Below are 18,693 nucleotides of genomic sequence, written 5' to 3' on the forward strand. Positions count from 1 at the left end.
GCCCGTCACCTCGGGCGGTCGAGGCGCTGGATGAGCAGGTCGGCGAGGTCCTCCCGGGTGGGCGGGGCGGCGTAGTGGGTGAGGTACACGGCGTTGAGCAGCTGGTCGGCGGCGACCAGTTCGGTCTGGGAGCGGCTGAGGAACTCCCGGATCAGGTCCGCTCCGAGCCGGGCGGCCTCCTCGCCGAGGTGGGCGCGGACCATGGTGGCGAGCCGCTTCTCGCCGGGCTGCCCGAGCTTGAGCTGGATGCAGCGGCGCAGCAGGGCGGCCGGGAAGTCCCGCTCGCCGTTGCTGGTCAGGATGATGAAGGGGAACTCCCGGCAGCGGACCCGGCCGCCGCGGACGGTCACCTTGGTCCCGTCGTCGGTGAGCACCTGCACCTCGGGCTCGGTGTCGGCGACCCGCTCCAGCTCGGGGAGCGCGAACTCGCCTTCCTCCAGCACGTTCAGCAGGTCGTTGGGCAGGTCGATGTCGCTCTTGTCGAGCTCGTCGATGAGGAGCACCCGGGGTTGGGCGGTGGGCAGCAGGGCGGTGCCCAGCGGCCCGAGCCGGATGTACTTCCCGATGCCGGGGGCCGTTCCGGTGCCGTGCGCCCCGCCTCGGCCGCCACCGCCTCCACCTCCACCTCCGCCCCCGCCTCCGCCTCCGCCTCCGCCCCCGCCTCCGCCTCCGCTCGCCGCAAGCTGTACGTCCTGCAGCCGGGCGAGCGCGTCGTACCGGTACAGCCCGTCCTGCAGCACCGTCCGCGAGACCACCGGCCAGCGCAGCACCCGTCCGAGCTTCAGCTCGTGGGCCACCGCGTGTGCGAGGGTGGACTTTCCCGTTCCGGGGAAGCCGGTCACGAGCAGCGGCCGTCGCAGGTACAGCGCCGCGTTGACGGCCTCCAGCTCCTCGGGCTCCGGCCGGTGCAGCTCGGCGGCCTGCCGGTGCGCCCCGAGCCGCCGGGCCACGTTGCCGTCGGCGGCCGCGGCCGGGCCGCCCGGCTCCGCCACCGGCCCGCCGTCGAAGTCCCGCCAGGGCGGCGGATCGGGCAGGGCGTCGATCCCGTCATGGGGCTCACCGATCCCCCGGTATATGAGCCACTCGTCGTTCATTGCCCCTCCCTCACTCGAATCCGCCGGGCCCGGCGCCGTCACAGGTCGCCCTGGAGCGGTTCGTCGTCCGGCAGCGGCCGCGCCGGGTCCTCCCACACGAGCCCGGTCCCGGCCGCCCAGTACGCGTCGGGGTCCGCCCCGTACGCCCTCCCCCGCAGCGTCTGCAGGCGCACCGGCAGCACCTCCGCCCGCCCGGCGTCGGCCAGTTCCTCCCGCAGACCGCGGTGGAACGGCGCGCACGACTCCCTCGGGTCCGGCGGCGGCCGCCGGGTCACCACCACCCCGTACCCGGCGTCGCGCACCGCGTGCAACGACCCCAGCGTGGGTTCCGAATCCGCGGCCCGGCAGTGGACCGGCACGGTGTTGTCCGGCAGTCCCGAAAGCCACTCGGCCGCCGGGCTGCGCGGGCGTCCCCGTACGCAGTCGGCCCGTTCGTCCTGCAGGGGTCCCGCCTGGACCCGCGCCCACCGGGCGGCCGCCTCGGGGTGCCCGCGGCCCGCGGGGTCCCCCGGATCGGCGGGGTGCGCGCGGCCCGCCGGGTCCGCGGGATGGCCGGCGTCCGCCGGGTGCCCGGCCCCGGCCCGTCCGGCGGCGTGGCGCAGCACCACCGGCCGCTGCACCCCGAGCGGTACGCCGCCGGTCACCACCCACTCGTCCACGGCCAGCCCGAACAGCTCCGGGGCCACGGCCACTTCGAGCAGGGCCGCCGCCTCGTGGGTGTCGCAGCGCCGGAAGGCCTCGGCGAGCGGGGCCCGCAACAGCTCCCGCAGGCCCGCCGGGGTGGCCCGTACGCCCGAGTCCACGGGGGTCACCCGCCCGGGCTGCGCCGGGCCCGCCAGGACGGAGACCCGCCAGTCGTAGACGTCCTCCCAGCCGTGCGCCCACACCTCCAGCAGCGCCGAGGCCCCGGGCGGCAGCCCGCCGGCCCGCCGGGCCGGGCCGTTCACCGCCCGCCCGGCCGAGGCCCGCCGCCGCCGTTCCCGCTCCGCGAGGCCCCGCTCGTGGCGTTCGCCGAGCTCGCGCCGCAGCGGGCGCCACAACCGCTCGGCCGTGGCCCGGATCCAGTCCCAGAGCTCCTCGTCCGCGCCCGGCGTCGGCGGCTCCCGGTAGTCGGCCACGCTCACGTCGGTCGCGTACCGGAGCATCGCCGCGGCCTCCCCCGCCCCGCCGGGCGGGTCGTGCAGCAGGCCCAGCCCGTCGCGCCAGCTGAGCGGGGCCGGCGGCTGCGGGTCCGGCTCCTCCCCGCGGGCCGCCTCGACGAGGGCCCGTACGACCTCGGAGGAGCCCGGCGGGGGCAGTTCGGCCAGCAGCCCGCACAGGGTGGTGCGCTCGCCGGGGGTGAGCCGGCCGCGGCCGCCGTACGGGTCGGCCTCCTCCGCCGGGAGCTCGCCGTGCACGTCCGTCCAGGTCCGGCGGTTGTCGAGGTCGCTGAGGTGGTGGTCGTAGTGGTGCAGGTCGTGGGCCTGCATGACGCGGCGGTAGAGCCCGACCTGGCCGCGCGCGGGCATCGGCAGCGTGCGCAGCTGCACGACGGAGACGGCGAGCCCGCCGCCCGCCCCGTGCCGCCGGGCCTTGACCACCCCGACGACCTCCCCGCGAGCCAGGTCCACCACGGGGCCGCCGGACATGCCGGGGTCGATCTCGTCGTCGCCGCCGAGCCGGACGGCCGCGCCGTTCCCGGCGCTGCCGCGCAGCCGGGTGGTGCGGCCGGTGATCTCGGGCGTGCCGAGGTCCTCGGTGCAGCCGAAGTAGGCGACCTCGTCGAAACGGGGTCTGGACCGGTCCGTCAGCCAGACGCAGGCGTGGGACACGGGGGCCAGGACCCTGAGCAGCGCCAGGTCGGGCAGGTCCCACAAGGCGCCCCGGCGCGGACGCCGCTCCTCCAGCCGCTCGGGCAGTACGCACTCCACGCGCCCGGTGACCGTTCCGGTCGCCCCGTGGGTCCCGGAGGAGAAGGTGATGCCGACCTCGCGTCCCGTCAGACGCACCGCAGCACCCCCTTCGCCGACCACGTGCGCGCACGTCAGGACCCAGCCGGGGGCGATGAAGAAACCGCTCCCCCACGTGGGACCGGTCCGATGGCTGCCGGGGTTGTCATACCCGCCCGGCGGGGCGTGAACGCGTACGGTCGCGGCCTGGACGAGGGGCTCGAGGAGCTCGAAGGCGCGCGCCGAGCCTGTCGTGCGCCCGTCCGTCATCCGCACCCCCCGCTCGTTGGGCATCCAGGCTAGCCCCGGGGGCACCACGGGCGGGGGGCCTCTTCGCCCGCGCGGATTATCCTGGCGGGAAACACCCCCTGCACACCCCCATCACGGCACGGAGCCCGACTTGTACTTCACCGATCGCGGCATCGAGGAGCTGGAGAAGCGGCGCGGCGAGGAGGAGGTCACCTTCGAGTGGCTCGCCGAGCAGCTGCGCACCTTCGTCGACCTGAACCCGGACTTCGAGGTCCCGGTGGAACGCCTGGCCACCTGGCTGGCCCGCCTGGACGACGAGGACGACGACGCCGACGAGTGAGCACGGCGCGCACTGCGGCAGGACGCGTGCCGGTACGCGTGGCCGGGAGGCGGAGAACGAGAACGGCCCGACCGCCGCGTGGCAGTCGGGCCGTTCTCGTGTTCGCGTCGCCGCTGGGGCGGGCGCGAGCCGGGGGTGGGGCGCCGGATCAGGCGGCCTTGGTCTCCCAGAAGATGCGGTCGATCTCGGCGATGAGCTCGAGGGCCTTCGCGCCGGTCGCCGGGTCGTTGGACGCCTTGGCGGCCGAGAGGGCCTTCAGGGTGTCGTTGACCAGGGTGTGCAGCTGGGGGTACTTCTCGAAGTGCGGCGGCTTGAAGTAGTCGCTCCACAGCACCGAGACGTGGTGCTTGGCGAGCTCGGCGCGCTGCTCCTTGATGGTGATGGCGCGCGCGCGGAAGTCGGCGTCGTCGTTGGCCTGGTACTTCTCCTGCACGGCCTTGACGGACTCGGCCTCGATGCGGGCCTGGGCAGGGTCGTACACGCCGCACGGAAGATCGCAGTGGGCGGAGACCTTCGCCTTGGGGGCGAAGAGGCGGGAAAGCATGGAGTTTGTCCTCCTCGTGATCGTCTTCTCAAGGGGGAGATTACTCGCTGAACAACCGGATTTCGCGGGCGCCCCCATGGGCTTAGGACAAAAGTCCAGGGGCGCGGCCGGACCGGTGAGCGAATGTACGGACCCGTGCGGCAGCATGCGGGGGTGACGAGGAGGACACGCATGGTGGAGAACGGGCGCCCGCGGAAGCGGTTCGGGGTGGTGGAGGTGACGGGGGCGTCGATGGTGCCCACGTTGACCAACGGGGACCAGGTGCTGGTCCGCTACGGGGCGGCCGTCCGCCCGGGTGACGTGGTGGTGCTGCGCCATCCGTTCCAGCAGGACCTGCTGGTGATCAAGCGGGCGGTGGAGCGGCGGCCGGGCGGCTGGTGGGTGCTGGGCGACAACCCGTACAACAAGACCGGCGACAGCACCGTCTACGGGCCTGTGCCCGCAGAGCTGGTGCTGGCGACGGCGGTGCTACGCTTCCGGCCGCGCGAGGAGGATCAGCGCTCGCTGAGGGCCCGGCTGTCCTGGGCGGCCTCGGCGCTGCGGCCGCTGCTGGCGGACGCCTCGGCCTCCAGCCGCTTGCGGGCGCGATAGGCGGCCACGTTGGCCCGCGTCGCGCAGCGGTCGGAGCAGTAGCGCCGGGAGCGGTTGGTGGAGGTGTCGAGGTAGGCGTTGCGGCAGGGCGCGGCCTGGCAGAGGCCGAGGCGGTCGGGGCCGTGCTCGGTGAGGGCGAAGGCCAGACCCATGGCCGCCATGGCGGCGTAGCCCGCCGATGCGTTCGAGGGGTGCTCGGCGAGATGGATGTGCCAGTCGGGGCGGCCGTCCTCGCCGATGGTCTTGTGCCCGGAGACCTGGGGGCTGACCGGGAACTCCATGAGCAGCGAGTTCAGCAGGTCGACCGCGAGGACGTCGTCACCGCTGTCGGCGGCCTCGAAGACGGCGCGCAGCCGGGCCCGTACGTTGCGGAAGCGGGTGACGTCGGTGTCGGTGACGCGGCGGGCCATCTGCACGCTTGCGCCGAACAGGGCACGGACGGCGTCCACGGAGGTGAGCGCGTCCTTGTTGCGGGCCGGCTCCTCGGTGTTGACCAGGCGCACGGCGAAGTCCGAGTAATGGGCCAGTTCCACTTGTAGTCCTTACGGCTGCGGATTAGTGTCTCTGGTAACGGCTGAGACGTCTTCGAGGGTATTACGTATGGAGGGGATTCGTGATGGCGAATACGGCTGATACGGCTCATACGGCAGATGCCGCTACCGGCACGGGGTACTGGCAGGCCTGGCAGGACAGCTGGGACCGGCAGCAGGAGTGGTACATGCCCGACCGCGAGGAGCGGTTCCGGGTCATGCTGGACATGGTCGAGGCCCTGGTCGGAACCACCCCCCGGGTGCTGGATCTCGCGTGCGGTACGGGAAGTATCACGGACCGCGTCCTCAAGAGGTTCCCGGGAGCCACCAGTACGGGCGTCGATCTCGATCCCGCGCTGCTGACGATCGCCGAGGGCCACTTCGCCGGGGACGCGCGGGTCACCTTCGTGACCGCCGACCTCAAGGACCCGCACTGGCGCGACGCCCTCCCCCACGACTCGTACGACGCGGTCCTGACCGCCACCGCCCTGCACTGGCTGCACAGCGACGACCTGTCCGTCCTGTACGGCCAGCTCGCGCCGCTCGTCGCCCCCGGCGGGGTGTTCATGAACGCCGACCACATGCCCGACCCGGCCACCCCGCGCATCGACGCCGCCGAGCACGCCCACCGGCACGCCGGCATGGACCGGGCCAGGACGGCCGGCGCGGTGGACTGGCGCGAGTGGTGGGAGCTCGCCGCCGCCGACCCGCTCCTCGCGGAGCCGGTCAGGCAGCGCTTCGCGATCTACGGGGAGCACGCGGACGGCGACACCCCGCCCGAGGCCTGGCACACCGCCGCCCTGCTCCGAGCGGGCTTCGCGGAGGCCCGTACCGTCTGGCGCTCCCCCTCGGACGCGCTGGTCCTAGGTCTGAAGTAGGAACGTGAGCACGTGTGAGGGGCGGTACGGGAATCCCGTACCGCCCCTCACCTGTCCGCCGGTGCGACCAGCGCGCCGGAGCGCGCCGGGGCGCCGGAGCCCTAGAGCACCTTGGACAGGAACGCCTTCGTGCGCTCGTGCTGCGGGTTGCCCAGCACGTCGCGCGGGTTGCCCGACTCGACGACCACGCCGCCGTCCATGAAGACGAGGTTGTCGCCGACCTCGCGGGCGAAGCCCATCTCGTGCGTGACCACGATCATGGTCATGCCCGATTCGGCCAGGTCGCGCATGACGTCCAGGACGTCACCCACGAGCTCCGGGTCGAGCGCCGAGGTGGGCTCGTCGAAGAGCATCAGCTTCGGCTCCATGGCGAGCGCGCGGGCGATCGCCACGCGCTGCTGCTGGCCGCCGGAGAGCTGGCTGGGGTAGTTCCCGCCCTTGTCGCCGAGGCCCACGCGGTCCAGCAGCTTGATGGCGCGCTCGCGCGCCACCGCCTTGGACTCGCCCTTGACCATGACCGGGGCTTCCATGACGTTCTCTATGGCGGTCATGTGCGGGAAGAGGTTGAAGCGCTGGAAGACCATGCCGATGTCCCGGCGCTGGGCCGCGACCTCGCTGTCCTTCAGCTCGTAGAGCTTGTCGCCCTTCTCGCGGTAGCCGACGAGCTGCCCGTCGACGTACAGCCGTCCGGCGTTGACCTGCTCCAGGTGGTTGATGCACCGCAGGAAGGTCGACTTGCCGGAACCGGACGGGCCGACCAGGCAGAACACCTCACGCGGGGCGACCTCCAGGTCGATGCCCTTGAGGATGTGCGCCGCACCGTAGGACTTGTGGACGCCCTCGGCCTTCACCATGGCAGTCGTCATCAGGCCACCGCCTTGCGGTTCGAGAAGCTGGAGAGTTTCGCCTTGATCTTCTGCAGCGGCGTGGGCGGCAGGGAGCGGAGCGCACCGCGGGCGTAGCGGCGCTCCAGGTAGTACTGGCCGACGCTGAACACGCTGGTCAGGGCGAGGTACCAGATCGAGGCGACGAAGAACATCTCCATCACCGCGAACGAGGTGGACGCGATGTCCTGGGCCGCGCGCAGCAGGTCGAAGTACTGCACGGCGACGACGAGCGACGAGGTCTTGAGCATGTTGATGAACTCGTTGCCCGACGGCGGCACGATCACCCGCATGGCCTGCGGCAGGACGACTCGGCGCATCGTCTGCAGGCGGGTCATGCCGAGCGCGTGCGAGGCCTCGGTCTGGCCCTCGTCGACCGACTGGATGCCGGCCCGGACGATCTCCGCCATGTACGCGCCCTCGTTGAGGCCGAGACCCAGCAGGGCGGCCAGGAACGGGGTCATGACCTGGGTCATCTCGTCCTTGTAGAACCCGAGGTTCAGGATCGGGAAGATCAGGGCGAGGTTGAACCAGATGAGGAGCTGCACGTACACCGGGGTGCCGCGGAACAGCCAGATGTAGAACCAGGCGATGGTGCTGGTGACCGGGTTCTTCGAGAGCCGCATGACCGCGAAGAGGACACCGAGCACCAGGCCCAGGGCCATCGAGGCGACGCTGATCCAGATCGTGTTGCCGACGCCACGGAGGATGGTGGGGTCGAACAGCTTCTCCGGCACGGTCGCCCAGCGCACGTTGCCCTGCGAGAAGGCCATCGCGAGCGCCACGACCAGGCCGATGACGACCACGGCGCTGACCCAGCGGCCGTAGTGGCGGACCGGAATGGCGCGGATCGCCTCGGGGGGTACGGTCCCGGCCGGCGGGGTGTCCGCCGGGCCCGGGACCTTGTCGAGCTTGTCAGTCACAGTGACTGCCCTTCAGTGTGCTGCGGTGGTACGCGGAGGTCAGGAACCGGCGTTGATCTTGGCCTCGGTCACGGCGCCGGAGCCCGCGTTCCACTTGTCGAGGGCGGCCTTGTAGGTGCCGTCCTTGACGACCGCGTCGAGGGCTTCCTTGAGCGCGTCGCGCAGCTCGGTGTTCTTCTTGTCCACCGCGATGCCGAAGAGGCCGGCGTCGGTCGGGTTGGCGATGGCCTCGAAGTCGTTGCCGCCGCCGGCGGTCTGCGCGATGTACGCGGCGACCGGGGAGTCGTTCAGGTCCGCGGAGGCGCCGCCGGCCTTCACTCGGGTCTGGGCCTCGGCGTCGCTCGGGAAGGACTCGATCTTGAGCTCGCCCTTGCCGTCCGTCTTGCACTTCTCGGCCTGGGTCTTGGCGGACTCCTCGTACGTGGTGCCCCGCTGCACGGCGACCGTCTTGCCGCACAGGTCGTCGAGGGTCTTGATGCCCTCGGGGTTGCCCTTCTTGACCAGGATGCCGGTCGAGGCGGAGAAGTAGTCGACGAAGTCGACACCGGCACCGGTCTTGGCGCCCTTGTCGTCCAGGCCCTCCTGACGGGCCTTGGTGTCGGTCAGCGAGGACATGACCAGGTCGCTGCGACCCGTCTGCATGCTGCCGATGAGGGTGTCGAAGGTGCCGGACTCGAACTTGAACTGCACACCGAGCTGCTTGCTCAGGGCCGCCGCGACATCGGGGTCGACGCCGACGATCTTGCCGCCCTCGGTGAACTCCATGGGCGCGTAGGTCGCGTCCGTGCCGACCTTGATGACACCGGCGTCCTGGATCTTCTTCGGGAGCTTCGAGAAGAGCGGCGCGCTGCTGTTCGCCGCACCGGACGGGCTGGTGGAGGCCTTGTCGGTCTGGTCACCACAACCGGTGAGGATCAGGGCGCCGGCGACCGCGATCGCGCCGACCGCGGCGATCCGGGACCGTGCGGCGGTCGTACGACGGGTGGTGCTAGCGGTCATGGCTTGGTTCCTCCGGCAGTGGTGGAAAAGCATCGAAAAACGGTCGGGCACGCACCATCGAGTGTCGCGACCTCGTGTGATTACGGCATCTTGCCATTCGGACTGAGACATTCAGGGTGCCCGTCAGGTCAAAATCGCATAACGGGCGGTGGGGGTAGCCCAACAGGACTGCGGACATGGGGGTTCGAGACCGCAGAACCTGCCGTGACCTGGCCTTTTCACCGCAGTTTCTACGGAGCGTCTCGCCTGCCGGACAACAAGGTTTGGACTTTTCGCCAAAAGCGGGGCAACCGACCTACGATTGAGCGGGAATCGACTCGTCTGGGCGAGCGTTCTTCGGGTAGAACAGATCCTTACACCCCTCATCCGGGGCTCAGGGCGCGCGTGCGGCGCGCCCGCGCGTACGAACCTCCCCTCCGCGGAGACGGGCCAACCGTCGATGCGGAGTACGGACGCGGTGCCCGCCCACCCCTTAACCAGGAGTGGCCACCCTCAACGATTCAAAGGACTTAAGGGGTCACACACAGTGGCAGCGGAGATCATCAACCCTCGCAGTGACAGCGTCACGGACAACAACCCGGACGCGGTGTTCGCGCTGCACCGGGGCGGCAAGATGGCCATCCAGGCCACCGTGCCGGTCACCAACAAGGACGACCTGTCCCTCGCGTACACGCCCGGCGTGGCGAAAGTGTGCAGCGCCATCGCCGAGCAGCCGGAGCTGGTGAACGAGTACACCTGGAAGTCCAACGTGGTCGCCGTCGTCACCGACGGCACGGCCGTGCTCGGACTCGGTGACATCGGCCCCGAGGCCTCCCTCCCCGTCATGGAGGGCAAGGCCATTCTCTTCAAGCAGTTCGGTGGTGTGGACGCGGTTCCGATCGCGCTCGCCACCAAGGACACGGACGAGATCATCGAGACGGTCATCCGCCTCGCCCCGTCCTTCGGCGGGGTCAACCTGGAGGACATCTCGGCCCCCCGCTGCTTCGAGATCGAGCGGCGCCTCCAGGAGGCGCTGGACATCCCGATCTTCCACGACGACCAGCACGGCACCGCCATCGTGACGCTGGCCGCGCTGCGCAACGCCGCGAAGCTCACGGGTCGCACCCTCGGCGACCTGCGCGCCGTCATCTCGGGCGCGGGCGCGGCGGGCATCGCCATCGCCAAGATCCTGGTGGACGCGGGCATCGGCGACGTCTGCGTCACCGACCGCAAGGGCGTCGTCTCGGCGGACCGCTCCGACCTGACGGACGTCAAGGCGGAGATCGCGGGCCTGACCAACAAGACCGGCCAGACCGGTTCGCTGGAGCAGGCCCTCGCCGGCGCGGACGTCTTCATCGGCGTCTCCGGCGGTACGGTCCCGGAGGAGGCGGTGGCCTCGATGGCGAAGGACGCCTTCGTCTTCGCCATGGCCAACCCGAACCCGGAGGTCCACCCGGACGTCGCGCACAAGTACGCGGCGGTCGTGGCCACGGGCCGCTCGGACTTCCCGAACCAGATCAACAACGTGCTGGCGTTCCCGGGCATCTTCGCGGGCGCCCTCAAGGTCCGCGCCACCCGGATCACCGAGGGCATGAAGATCGCCGCCGCCGACGCCATCGCCGGTGTCGTGGGTGACGAGCTCGCCGCCGACTACGTGATCCCGTCGCCGTTCGACGAGCGCGTCGCGGAGGCCGTCGCCGCGGCCGTCGCCGCCGCCGCGAAGGCCGACGGCGTGGCCCGCCTGGCCTGACCGCCGAGCGAGCAGTTGTACGGGCAAGGGCCCGGCCGGATCCCTCCGGCCGGGCCCTCGTCCTTTGACGCGCCGCTGGCGCGGTGCGGCCCCGGGGCCTCACCGGCTTCGCACCGCCGCGCCGGACTCCGCCCGTCGGCCCGGTCCGGCCGGGGCGCCCCCCCCCACCCGCCTCAGCGGTCGAGGGCCACCAGGAAGATCGCGGCCACGGGGGGCCTGACGGCGTACGCGGCCCCTCACACCGCCCGCGGGCGCCTGTCCACCATGCTCCAGCTCCGCGCAGTGCACCTCCCGGCCGGGATGGCGCACCAGGTGGCCGAATGTCCGCCGAGCGGCCGGCGGCGGCGGGGCGGCTGAGACGAAGGCCTCAGGCGGGTGCTTCCCGAGGGGCTGGAACACGGCCCTACCGAGCGGTAGCGTCGCGGCATGTTCGCTGCCTACGCCGCCCGAATCGACCGTGACCAGCCGCTGAACGGCCTCGTGCTGGGCGAACGCCCGGCACCGCAGGCCCGGCCCGGCTGGGTGACCGTGAACGTCAAGGCCGCCTCCCTCAACCACCACGACCTGTGGTCGCTGCGCGGGGTGGGTCTCGGCGAGGAAAGACTCCCGATGATCCTCGGCTGCGACGCCGCCGGGATCGACCAGGACGGCAACGAGGTCGTCCTGCACTCCGTGATCGGCCAGAGCGGCCACGGGGTCGGCCCCGACGAGCCCCGTTCGATCCTGACCGAGCGCTACCAGGGGACCTTCGCCGAGCAGGTGACCGTCCCCGCGTGGAACGTCCTGCGCAAGCCCGCCGAGCTGACCTTCGAGGAGGCCGCCTGCCTGCCGACGGCCTGGCTGACGGCGTACCGGATGCTGTTCACCAACGCCGGGGTCCGCCCCGGGGACTCCGTGCTCGTCCAGGGCGCCGGCGGCGGGGTCGCGACCGCCGCCATCGCCCTCGGCAAGGCGGCGGGCCTGCGGGTCTTCGCCACCAGCCGGGACGAGGCCAAGCGCAAGCGGGCCGTGGAGCTGGGCGCGGTGGAGGCGTACGAGCCGGGCGCGCGGCTGCCGCAGCGGGTGGACGCGGTGATCGAGACGGTGGGCGCGGCCACCTGGTCCCACTCGGTGAAGTCCCTGCGCCCCGGCGGCACCCTGGTGATCTCCGGTGCCACGAGCGGCGACCGCCCGGCACACGCCGAGCTGACCCGGATCTTCTTCCTGGAACTGAAGGTGGTCGGCTCGACGATGGGCTCGAAGGACGAGCTGGAGGACCTGCTGTCGTTCTGCGCGACGACCGGGCTCCGGCCGGTCATCGACGAGGTGCTGCCGCTGGACCGGGCGCGCGAGGGCTTCGAGAAGCTCGCGGCGGGTGACCTCTTCGGGAAGATCGTCCTCAACCCGTAGGCACGGCATGTCAATGAAGGTTGACAACACCTCCCTCGTCAACCTAAATTGACATCATGACGGAAGCAACCGATCTCGCCGAGCGGGCCGGTGACCGCGATCCGCGTGTGGGCCTGCGTGCCGTGGCCGCCCTCCGCAGGCTGCTGGAGCAGCTGGAGGCCGTACAGGTACGCAGTGCCCGCGCGCAGGGGTGGTCCTGGCAGGAGATCGCGGCCGAGCTGGGCGTCAGCCGGCAGGCCGTGCACAAGAAGTACGGGAGGCTTTGATGTTCGAACGCTTCACGACCGACGCCCGGAACACGGTGACGGGGGCGGTGACCGAGGCCCGGCGGGCCGGGGCCGCCACCGTCACCGAGGAGCACCTGCTGCTCTCCCTGCTGGAGCTGGGGGCCCTGGACCGGCTGGGCGTGGACCGCGCGCTGGTGGCCGCCGACCTGACGGCGGCCCGCCGCCGGGGCGGCATGTCCCGGGCGGACGAGGAGGCGCTGGCCGGACTCGGCATCGACCTCACCGAGATCGTCTCCCGCATCGAGGAGACCCACGGCGAGGGCGCGCTCGCGGCCCCCGCGCCGCGCAGGCGGACCCTGCGCGCCTCGCTCCGCTCGGCCCTGGGCCGCGCCGAGCCGGACGACCGCGCCGGCAGCTACCGCGTCCCCTTCACCGCGGGCTCGAAGAAGGTTCTGGAACAGTCCCTCCGCATCGCCCTGGGCCGCAAGGACAACCACATCGGCACCCTGCACCTGCTGCTGGCCCTGCTCTCCCGCCCCGGCACGGTGTCCGAGGTCCTGACGGACCACGGCATCACCTACACAACAGCCGAAACAACCCTCGCCGCCTGACCAGTCCAGCCGGGCACATCCAGCCCCGCCGCACCCCTCCGGCCCCGCCGCACCGCTCCAGCCCCGCCGGCGATTGAGGCGCGGGGTCCGGGGCGGAGCCCCGATCTTTCAGCCCCGCCGGCGATTGAGGCGCGGGGGCTCGGGGGCTCGGGAGCTCGGGGGTGGAGCCCCCGCACCGGCGCCGCGGCCGAGCTCCCTACCCGGCCCGCAGCGTCGCCCTCAGCCGGGCAGCGGCCGCCGCCAGCGCCACCCGCGCCTCGGCCACCTGTGCCGCACTCACCCCGTGGTCCCGCGCGGCATCCCGCACCTCGTCGCGGAAGCGGTCCAGCAGCCGGTCCAGATCCCGCGCCGGGTCACCGCTGGGTACCAGATCCTCGGCCCAGCCCGCATGGGCATCGGCGTCGGCCTCGGCCTCCGCCGCAGGAGCCGTCGGCGCGGCCGCCGGCCCGGCCGGCCCCGCCCCGCCACCCAGCCACGCCCCCGCCAGACTGCCGAGCACCCCACCGGACTTGGCGAACTGTTCCTGCAGCTGCACCGCTATGCGCTGGACCTCCTCGCGGGCCCGCTCCTGCGCCTCCTTGGCCTGGCGGCGGGCCTGCTGCGCCTCCTCGCGCGCCCGGCGGCTCTCGTCCTTCGCCCGGCGCGCCTGTTCCTTCCACTCCTGCCTCGCCTTGCGCAGCTCCTCCTTGGCCGCCTTCCAGGACTCGTCCTCGACCGGGGTCGCGGACGCGGAGGCCGCCTCCCGCAGCTCGCGCCGCAGGTCACCCGCCGCGCCGCGGACGTCGTTGCGGATCTCCGCGGCCAGTTCGGTGACCGAGTCGCGGATCTCCAGCTCCAGGTCGGCGAGTTCCCCGCCGCGGTCGGCCAACTCGGCGCGCCCCGCCTCGGTGATGGAGTACACCTTGCGCCCGCCCTCGGTGGCGTACGTGACGAGGCCCTCGGCCTCCAGCTTGGCCAGCCGCGGGTACACGGTGCCCGCGGAGGGGGCGTACAGGCCCTGGAAGCGCTCCTCCAGCAGGCGGATCACCTCGTACCCGTGGCGCGGGGCCTCGTCCAGCAGCTTGAGGAGGTAGAGGCGGAGGCGGCCGTGGGCGAAGACGGGCGGCATGTCAGAGCACCTTCTTGTCGAGCGCGGGGGGAGCGGCGGCGGGCGCGGGGGCGTCGGCATCGACGTCGGACGGCGGACGGCGCAGCAGCGCGATGCCGCCGGAGACGGTGGTGGCCCGCAGGGTGCCGGTGCCGGAGCCGAGCGTGCCGGTGATCCGCTTGGCGCCCAGCTGGCCGGAGACCCGCAGGTCCTCGAAGGCGTTGGAGACGCCGCCGGTGGCGGTGTTGGCCTCCACGCGGGCGTCGGCGGGGTGCGGGAGACGGATCGCGACCTGGCCGGAGACCGAGTTCAGCGCGATGTCCACGGGGCGCGCGGCCGCCGGGTCGAGGTCCAGGTCGAGGAGCATGTCGCCGCTGACCGAGTCGGCCCGTACGCTCACGCCCTCGCCGTCGACGACCGTCAGGCCGCCGGAAACCGAGTGGAAGCGGAGGTCGCCGGTGACCGACTGGGCCTCGACGCTGCCGGAGACGCTGTGCGCCTTGACCCGGCCGGAGAGCCCGACCAGCGTGGCGTCGCCGGAGACCTCGTTGACCTCGGTGCCGCCGGAGATGCCGGAGACGAAGGCGGTGGCGTCGACCGCGGCCACCTGCACCCGGGTCGCGGCGGGGACGGTGAGGGTGATCGCGGCGCTGCGCTCCCATGCCTTGCGGCCGGCGGCGGAACCGGACCACGCCTTCCAGGGCTTGGACTCGAACCACTGCTTGAAGCCCTGGGAGCCGTTCCAGGGCACGTCCTCGTAGGAGACGGTGAGGGTACCGCCGTCCTGCACCACGTACAGCGGCGGCCCGTCGACCTCGGTCACCTCCAGGCGGGCCGGGCCCTCCTCGGCGGCGACCACGTTCACCGTGCCGCTCACGACGCGTACGCGGAGCTCGGTCACCGGCGCCTCGAAGGTGACTTTCTGCGGTTCGGCGACGTGCCAGGTCGACTGCGAAGGCGACGGCCGGGACGACTGCTCTGCCATGGTGCTGATCCTCCTCGTGCGTTCACGGACCGGGCTCGACGCACGCAACATATCGCGTCTTCTGAGTAACACGATATATCGCGGTCAGGGGAAGTCAAGCCTGTGCGCGGACATGCCGAAAACGCCGACGGGGCCGGGAGATCCGGCCTCGTCGGCGTTCGCCGCGGGTCAGGGGCGCGGGCCCCGGGGGGCCGTCAGGCCGCCAGCAGGGGGCTCGCGTGGTGATGGAGCCAGGCGCGGTACGGGGGCGTGCGCAGGGCCGCCTCGCGATAGGCGGCGCGGAGGTCCTCGTAGACCTCCGCGTGCGCGCCGGGCCGGGTCGCCAGCAGCAGGCGTACGGCGAGGGGGTCCCCCGACAGCGGCCGGATCGCCATGTCGTCGCGCGGCCCGGACGTCGGCTGGCAGGGCGCGACCGCCTCGCCGGAGATGATCAGCGAGGTCGCCGTGTGGTAGTCGGCGTGCAGCACCGGCGGATCGAGCCCGGCCCCCGCGAAGACCCGCCGCAGCCCGTCCCACTCGCCGTCGACCGAGGGGTCGACCATCCAGCGGTCGGCCGCCAGGTCGTGTAAGGAGACCACCGCCTGCGCGGCGGCCGGATGGTCCCGGGACATCGACACGAACTGCGGCTCCCGCTCCATCAACACGTGCAGCTGCAGCCCGGCCGGCACCCGCAGCGGGCTGCCCTCCACCTCGTGCACGAACGCCACGTCCAGCTGCCCCGAGGCCACCATCCGCAGCAGCGCGTTGGCGGAGACGTCCACCACCAGCGAGGTCTCGGTGTCCGGCATCCGCCGGTGCAGCCGCCGCAGCCACCCCGGCAGCGCCCGGCTGGCCGTGGAGCCGATGCTCAGGCGCGGGCCGCGGGCCTGCGCCCGGGCCTCGGCCACCAGCGCGGCCATCTCGGCGAGCAGCGGCCGCGCCCGGCCCAGTACGGTCCGGCCGAAGGGGGTGGGCCGGCAGCCGGTCCGCTCGCGCAGGAACAGCTCGCCGTCCAGGGCCCGTTCGATGCGGCGCAGCTGGGTCGTCAAGGAAGGCTGGCTCACGCCGAGTTGCCGGGCGGCCTTGTGCAGGCTGCCGGCGTCGGCGATGGCGCACAGCGCGCGCAGGTGCCTGACCTCAAGCTCCATGAGCCGAGAGTAGGCCGAGCCCAGCGGACCGCACCAGCCACTGATAGCCCCCCGAATCCCGCCATTCTCACGCTAGTTGGGCTGTCGAAATCTTCCCGATAGGCCGGCGCTATCGGGCAGTGACATCATCCGCCGGACCACGGCACTCCCGCAGACTCCGGTACCGAACGACCCACCCCCCACCGCACCGGACGAGTAGGAGCTCCCCCACATGCGCCACTCCCGTAAGGCCGTTCTGGCCACGACCGTCGGCCTCGGCCTCGCCGCCGCCCTCGGCGTCACCCCCACCGCCAGCGCCGCTCCCGCCCCCGTCGGCAATGCCGCCAGCTACGCCGCGTACGCGGGCTCGCAGGAGAACGAGGCGGCCAACCGCGCCTTCTTCGAGGCCGTGCAGCGCTCGGTCGCCGAGCAGCGCGCCGCGAACCCCGGCATCCTGGCCGTGACCGTCACGTACAACACCCGCAGCGCGCCCAGCTTCCGCAGCCAGATAGCCCGCTCCACGCAGATCTGGAACAGCTCGGTGAGCAACGTCAAGCTCCAGGAGGTGTCCTCCGGCGGGAACTTCTCGTACCGCGAGGGCAACGACTCACGCGGCTCGTACGCGAGCACGGACGGGCACGGCCGCGGCTACATCTTCCTGGACTACCAGCAGAACCAGCAGTACAACTCCACCCGCGTGACCGCGCACGAGACCGGCCACGTGCTGGGCCTCCCGGACCACTACTCGGGTCCGTGCTCCGAGCTGATGTCGGGCGGCGGACCGGGCACCTCGTGCCAGAACGCCACCCCGAACTCCGCCGAGCGGACACGCGTCAACCAGCTCTGGGCCAACGGCTTCGCCTCCGGCCTGGGCGCGAAGGAACTCGCGGCCAAGGGCTGAGTCACCGCTCCTCGGGGTCCGCGTAAGCGGGGCATCCCGGATTCCGGCAGGGGCCCCGGCCCCACACCGGAATGAAGATCCCGAGGGACTTGCGCCGTCTGACCACCGTGTCGACGAGGCGCCCGCACGCCGGGCACGTCTGCTGTTCGTGCCCGGCCTGCGGGGCGACCGTCTCGTGTGCGCGCTGCTGCTGTTCACCGGCCATACCTCCACGGTAGGCCGGTTCGGCGCGTTCCGGGGGTCGCAGTGGGCCTGCGGACCGGGGGCCGGCAGGCCGGCCGGACCCGGGGCCGGCCGGCTCAGCGCTTGACGGCGTACGAGGTGACCGTCTGGCCGCCGCCGAGGATCTTGGCCCCGGTCAGCTCCAGGGGGCGCACCCCGAATCCGGCCCGCGACATCGGCATGCCGGTCCCCAGGAAGACGGGGTAGGTCTTGACGATGAACTCGTCGATCTCGTCGATCAGCTGCGCGGCGAGGTCGGCGCCGCCGCAGAGCCAGATGCCGAGCCCGTCCCGGGCCTTGAGCTCGCGGACCTTGGCCGCGACGTCTCCGGAGATCAGCTCGACCTCGGGGTCCGGCGAGGTGGTGAGGGAGCGCGAGACGACGTACTGCCCGGGCAGGTGGCCGTAAGGGCTGGTCGCGCCCTCCTTGAGGCCCGGCTCATACGTGTTCCGGCCCATGAGCACCGCGTCGAAGCGCTTCGGCTCGGCGTCGGCGATCCCGAGGGCGGCGCGCCCCTGGGCCGCGATGGTCTCCGGGTACTCGGCCTTGAGGTGTTCGACGAACTCGGCGTCGAGGTGGGAGTAGAAGAAATCGCCGTCGCCGTCCGGGGCCCCGATGAAGCCGTCGACTGACGTGGCGATGAAGTACGTGAGCTTGCGCAAGCGATTCTCTTCCGTTCGACCGCACCCCCGCACCGAAGGCACGCCAGAGAAAGTACTTCAGGTGAAGTGCTTACGCAAGCCCCATTCGCGAGCCTGAATCGAGCCTCATTCGCAAGCCCCTTAGCCCGCCCACCCCCTCGGCCCCGGCCCGCCTACCTACCTACCCGCGCGGCTTGCGCCACATCGGCCACATCAGCGGCCCCTCCGGCAGGCGCACCGCCTCACCCGTGAACTCCCACCCCAGCCGCTCGTACAGCCCCTTGCTGCGCTCGCTGCTCGCCTCCAGGTACGCCGGCACGCCCTCGCGGTCGCAGCGCTCCAGCACCGGCCGGATCAGCTCGCTCCCCAGCCCCTGCCCCTGCCGGTCCGGGGCGACCGCGATCATCAGCAGGTACTCGTGCTCCTCCGCGGTCGGGTGCACCGCGCCCGTCAGCCGGCCGACCAGCTCGCACCGCTCGTTGTCCGGATCGGCCACCGCGCGCATCCGTGCCGGGATCTCGTCCTCCCCCTCGGGCTCGCCCGCCGGGATCCGCAGCCACAGCGCGGCCGCCGAGCCGTCCACCGCGTAGTCGATCCGACCCTCGGCCAGCGCCACGTCCACGAAGACGCCGAGGAACTTCCCGTGCACCGCGGCCCGGTGCTCCGGGTCGGGGAAGACCCAGCTGCTCACCGGGTCCGTGCGGAAGGCCTCGTCGAGCAGCCGCGCGACCGCGTCCCGGTCCGACTGATCCGCCTGACGTATCTCCAGCACCACTGGTCACACCCTTCGCTCACGCGTCAACAACCGTGAGTGATCCTAGGGTTGGCGCGGACG

The 18,693-nt window shown here is 72.2% G+C and carries 21 protein-coding genes; 8 read left to right on the forward strand and 13 right to left on the reverse strand.

The features are described from left to right. Positions 1–5: 5 nt before the first annotated feature. Together IF88_RS0111040 and IF88_RS0111045 are read right to left on the reverse strand one after the other, a co-directional pair. Entirely contained in the window at positions 6–1,094 is a 1,089-nt protein-coding gene (locus tag IF88_RS0111040; RefSeq protein WP_030709796.1) for an AAA family ATPase, read from the reverse strand. 38 nt (positions 1,095–1,132) lie between these two features. Continuing rightward, entirely contained in the window at positions 1,133–3,316 is a 2,184-nt protein-coding gene (locus IF88_RS0111045) for a trypsin-like peptidase domain-containing protein (protein ID WP_078892834.1), read from the reverse strand. A 106-nt stretch (positions 3,317–3,422) separates the two neighbouring features. On the opposite strand from IF88_RS0111045, the gene IF88_RS0111050 reads away from it, so the two are divergent. Then, the gene (locus IF88_RS0111050; protein WP_030709801.1) at positions 3,423–3,611 is read left to right on the forward strand and encodes a DUF6104 family protein; all 189 of its coding nucleotides are present in this window, start codon (positions 3,423–3,425) and stop codon (positions 3,609–3,611) included. 148 nt (positions 3,612–3,759) lie between these two features. Here the strand turns inward: IF88_RS0111050 and sodN are convergent, their stop codons facing one another. After that, on the reverse strand, positions 3,760–4,155 hold the full coding sequence (gene sodN, locus IF88_RS0111055; RefSeq protein ID WP_030709803.1) for a superoxide dismutase, Ni: 396 nt from the start codon (positions 4,153–4,155) through the stop codon (positions 3,760–3,762). Positions 4,156–4,326: 171 nt separating this feature from the next. On the opposite strand from sodN, the gene sodX reads away from it, so the two are divergent. Continuing rightward, entirely contained in the window at positions 4,327–4,746 is a 420-nt protein-coding gene (sodX, locus tag IF88_RS0111060) for a nickel-type superoxide dismutase maturation protease (RefSeq protein WP_030709805.1), read from the forward strand. Here sodX and IF88_RS0111065 read toward each other — a convergent pair. Then, positions 4,650–5,279 (reverse strand): CGNR zinc finger domain-containing protein, encoded by a 630-nt coding sequence (locus IF88_RS0111065; RefSeq protein WP_030709807.1) that lies wholly within the window; start codon positions 5,277–5,279, stop codon positions 4,650–4,652. The genes sodX and IF88_RS0111065 overlap by 97 nt on opposite strands. Positions 5,280–5,362: 83 nt before the next feature. Here IF88_RS0111065 and IF88_RS0111070 point away from each other — a divergent pair, with 83 nt between their 5' ends. Continuing rightward, on the forward strand, positions 5,363–6,154 hold the full coding sequence (locus tag IF88_RS0111070; protein WP_030709810.1) for a class I SAM-dependent methyltransferase: 792 nt from the start codon (positions 5,363–5,365) through the stop codon (positions 6,152–6,154). A gap of 101 nt (positions 6,155–6,255) precedes the next feature. Here IF88_RS0111070 and IF88_RS0111075 read toward each other — a convergent pair whose 3' ends face one another. Genes IF88_RS0111075 through IF88_RS0111085 form a run of 3 tightly spaced genes read right to left on the reverse strand, consistent with a single transcriptional unit; the run spans position 6,256 to position 8,960 of the window. Then, on the reverse strand, positions 6,256–7,020 hold the full coding sequence (locus tag IF88_RS0111075) for an amino acid ABC transporter ATP-binding protein (protein WP_030709812.1): 765 nt from the start codon (positions 7,018–7,020) through the stop codon (positions 6,256–6,258). After that, entirely contained in the window at positions 7,020–7,961 is a 942-nt protein-coding gene (locus tag IF88_RS0111080) for an amino acid ABC transporter permease (RefSeq protein WP_030709814.1), read from the reverse strand. The genes IF88_RS0111075 and IF88_RS0111080 overlap by 1 nt, the downstream gene beginning before the upstream one ends. 39 nt (positions 7,962–8,000) lie before the next feature. Further along, complete coding sequence (locus IF88_RS0111085; protein WP_030709816.1) at positions 8,001–8,960, reverse strand: ABC transporter substrate-binding protein; 960 nt, start codon at positions 8,958–8,960, stop codon at positions 8,001–8,003. Positions 8,961–9,486: 526 nt separating this feature from the next. Between IF88_RS0111085 and IF88_RS0111090 the strand changes: the two genes are divergently transcribed. The 4 genes from IF88_RS0111090 to IF88_RS0111105 all read left to right on the forward strand — a co-directional run bounded on the left by IF88_RS0111090 (position 9,487) and on the right by IF88_RS0111105 (position 12,916). Then, positions 9,487–10,689 carry an NAD(P)-dependent malic enzyme gene (locus IF88_RS0111090; RefSeq protein ID WP_030709818.1) on the forward strand — a complete coding sequence of 401 codons (1,203 nt, stop codon included), beginning with the start codon at positions 9,487–9,489 and terminating at the stop codon, positions 10,687–10,689. 426 nt (positions 10,690–11,115) lie between these two features. After that, on the forward strand, positions 11,116–12,078 hold the full coding sequence (locus IF88_RS0111095; RefSeq protein WP_030709823.1) for a zinc-binding dehydrogenase: 963 nt from the start codon (positions 11,116–11,118) through the stop codon (positions 12,076–12,078). A gap of 56 nt (positions 12,079–12,134) precedes the next feature. Next, positions 12,135–12,344, forward strand: a complete 210-nt coding sequence (locus IF88_RS0111100; RefSeq protein ID WP_030013034.1) for a helix-turn-helix domain-containing protein — start codon at positions 12,135–12,137, stop codon at positions 12,342–12,344. Continuing rightward, positions 12,344–12,916, forward strand: coding sequence for a Clp protease N-terminal domain-containing protein (locus IF88_RS0111105; RefSeq protein WP_030709825.1), 573 nt, complete (start codon positions 12,344–12,346; stop codon positions 12,914–12,916). The genes IF88_RS0111100 and IF88_RS0111105 overlap by 1 nt, the downstream gene beginning before the upstream one ends. A gap of 196 nt (positions 12,917–13,112) precedes the next feature. Here the strand turns inward: IF88_RS0111105 and IF88_RS0111110 are convergent, their stop codons facing one another. From IF88_RS0111110 to IF88_RS0111120, 3 genes are all read right to left on the reverse strand, one after another. Next, positions 13,113–14,024 carry a PadR family transcriptional regulator gene (locus tag IF88_RS0111110; RefSeq protein WP_030709827.1) on the reverse strand — a complete coding sequence of 304 codons (912 nt, stop codon included), beginning with the start codon at positions 14,022–14,024 and terminating at the stop codon, positions 13,113–13,115. A 1-nt stretch (position 14,025) separates the two neighbouring features. After that, positions 14,026–14,988 carry a DUF4097 family beta strand repeat-containing protein gene (locus IF88_RS0111115; RefSeq protein ID WP_030709833.1) on the reverse strand — a complete coding sequence of 321 codons (963 nt, stop codon included), beginning with the start codon at positions 14,986–14,988 and terminating at the stop codon, positions 14,026–14,028. Between the two features lie 194 nt (positions 14,989–15,182). After that, positions 15,183–16,115, reverse strand: coding sequence for a LysR family transcriptional regulator (locus tag IF88_RS0111120; protein ID WP_030709835.1), 933 nt, complete (start codon positions 16,113–16,115; stop codon positions 15,183–15,185). Positions 16,116–16,326: 211 nt separating this feature from the next. Between IF88_RS0111120 and snpA the strand changes: the two genes are divergently transcribed. Continuing rightward, positions 16,327–16,995, forward strand: coding sequence for a snapalysin (snpA, locus tag IF88_RS0111125; protein WP_030709841.1), 669 nt, complete (start codon positions 16,327–16,329; stop codon positions 16,993–16,995). Position 16,996: 1 nt separating this feature from the next. On the opposite strand, the gene IF88_RS40195 is transcribed toward snpA, so the two are convergent. The 3 genes from IF88_RS40195 to IF88_RS0111140 form a co-directional block, all read right to left on the reverse strand. Further along, positions 16,997–17,200, reverse strand: a complete 204-nt coding sequence (locus IF88_RS40195) for a hypothetical protein (RefSeq protein WP_037805701.1) — start codon at positions 17,198–17,200, stop codon at positions 16,997–16,999. Positions 17,201–17,294: 94 nt separating this feature from the next. After that, complete coding sequence (locus tag IF88_RS0111135; RefSeq protein ID WP_030709843.1) at positions 17,295–17,879, reverse strand: dihydrofolate reductase family protein; 585 nt, start codon at positions 17,877–17,879, stop codon at positions 17,295–17,297. A gap of 160 nt (positions 17,880–18,039) precedes the next feature. Continuing rightward, positions 18,040–18,633: a GNAT family N-acetyltransferase gene (locus IF88_RS0111140; protein WP_030709845.1), complete on the reverse strand. Its 594-nt coding sequence runs from the start codon at positions 18,631–18,633 to the stop codon at positions 18,040–18,042. Between the last annotated feature and the right edge of the window lie 60 nt (positions 18,634–18,693).

Source organism: Streptomyces sp. NRRL F-2580, from assembly GCF_000720115.1.
Classification (GTDB): domain Bacteria; phylum Actinomycetota; class Actinomycetes; order Streptomycetales; family Streptomycetaceae; genus Streptomyces.

What these genes read in the sequence shown, in the direction of transcription:
- IF88_RS0111120 (WP_030709835.1), bottom strand. Translation starts at nt 16,115, where the DNA reads ATGGAGCTTGAGGTCAGGCACCTGCGCGCGCTGTGCGCCATCGCCGAC.
- IF88_RS0111040 (WP_030709796.1), bottom strand. Translation starts at nt 1,094, where the DNA reads ATGAACGACGAGTGGCTCATATACCGGGGGATCGGTGAGCCCCATGAC.
- IF88_RS0111115 (WP_030709833.1), bottom strand. Translation starts at nt 14,988, where the DNA reads ATGGCAGAGCAGTCGTCCCGGCCGTCGCCTTCGCAGTCGACCTGGCAC.
- IF88_RS0111085 (WP_030709816.1), bottom strand. Translation starts at nt 8,960, where the DNA reads ATGACCGCTAGCACCACCCGTCGTACGACCGCCGCACGGTCCCGGATC.
- IF88_RS0111045 (WP_078892834.1), bottom strand. Translation starts at nt 3,316, where the DNA reads ATGCCCAACGAGCGGGGGGTGCGGATGACGGACGGGCGCACGACAGGC.
- snpA (WP_030709841.1), top strand. Translation starts at nt 16,327, where the DNA reads ATGCGCCACTCCCGTAAGGCCGTTCTGGCCACGACCGTCGGCCTCGGC.
- IF88_RS0111110 (WP_030709827.1), bottom strand. Translation starts at nt 14,024, where the DNA reads ATGCCGCCCGTCTTCGCCCACGGCCGCCTCCGCCTCTACCTCCTCAAG.
- sodX (WP_030709805.1), top strand. Translation starts at nt 4,327, where the DNA reads ATGGTGGAGAACGGGCGCCCGCGGAAGCGGTTCGGGGTGGTGGAGGTG.
- IF88_RS0111105 (WP_030709825.1), top strand. Translation starts at nt 12,344, where the DNA reads ATGTTCGAACGCTTCACGACCGACGCCCGGAACACGGTGACGGGGGCG.
- IF88_RS0111095 (WP_030709823.1), top strand. Translation starts at nt 11,116, where the DNA reads ATGTTCGCTGCCTACGCCGCCCGAATCGACCGTGACCAGCCGCTGAAC.
- IF88_RS0111100 (WP_030013034.1), top strand. Translation starts at nt 12,135, where the DNA reads ATGACGGAAGCAACCGATCTCGCCGAGCGGGCCGGTGACCGCGATCCG.
- IF88_RS40195 (WP_037805701.1), bottom strand. Translation starts at nt 17,200, where the DNA reads ATGGCCGGTGAACAGCAGCAGCGCGCACACGAGACGGTCGCCCCGCAG.
- IF88_RS0111075 (WP_030709812.1), bottom strand. Translation starts at nt 7,020, where the DNA reads ATGACGACTGCCATGGTGAAGGCCGAGGGCGTCCACAAGTCCTACGGT.
- sodN (WP_030709803.1), bottom strand. Translation starts at nt 4,155, where the DNA reads ATGCTTTCCCGCCTCTTCGCCCCCAAGGCGAAGGTCTCCGCCCACTGC.
- IF88_RS0111070 (WP_030709810.1), top strand. Translation starts at nt 5,363, where the DNA reads ATGGCGAATACGGCTGATACGGCTCATACGGCAGATGCCGCTACCGGC.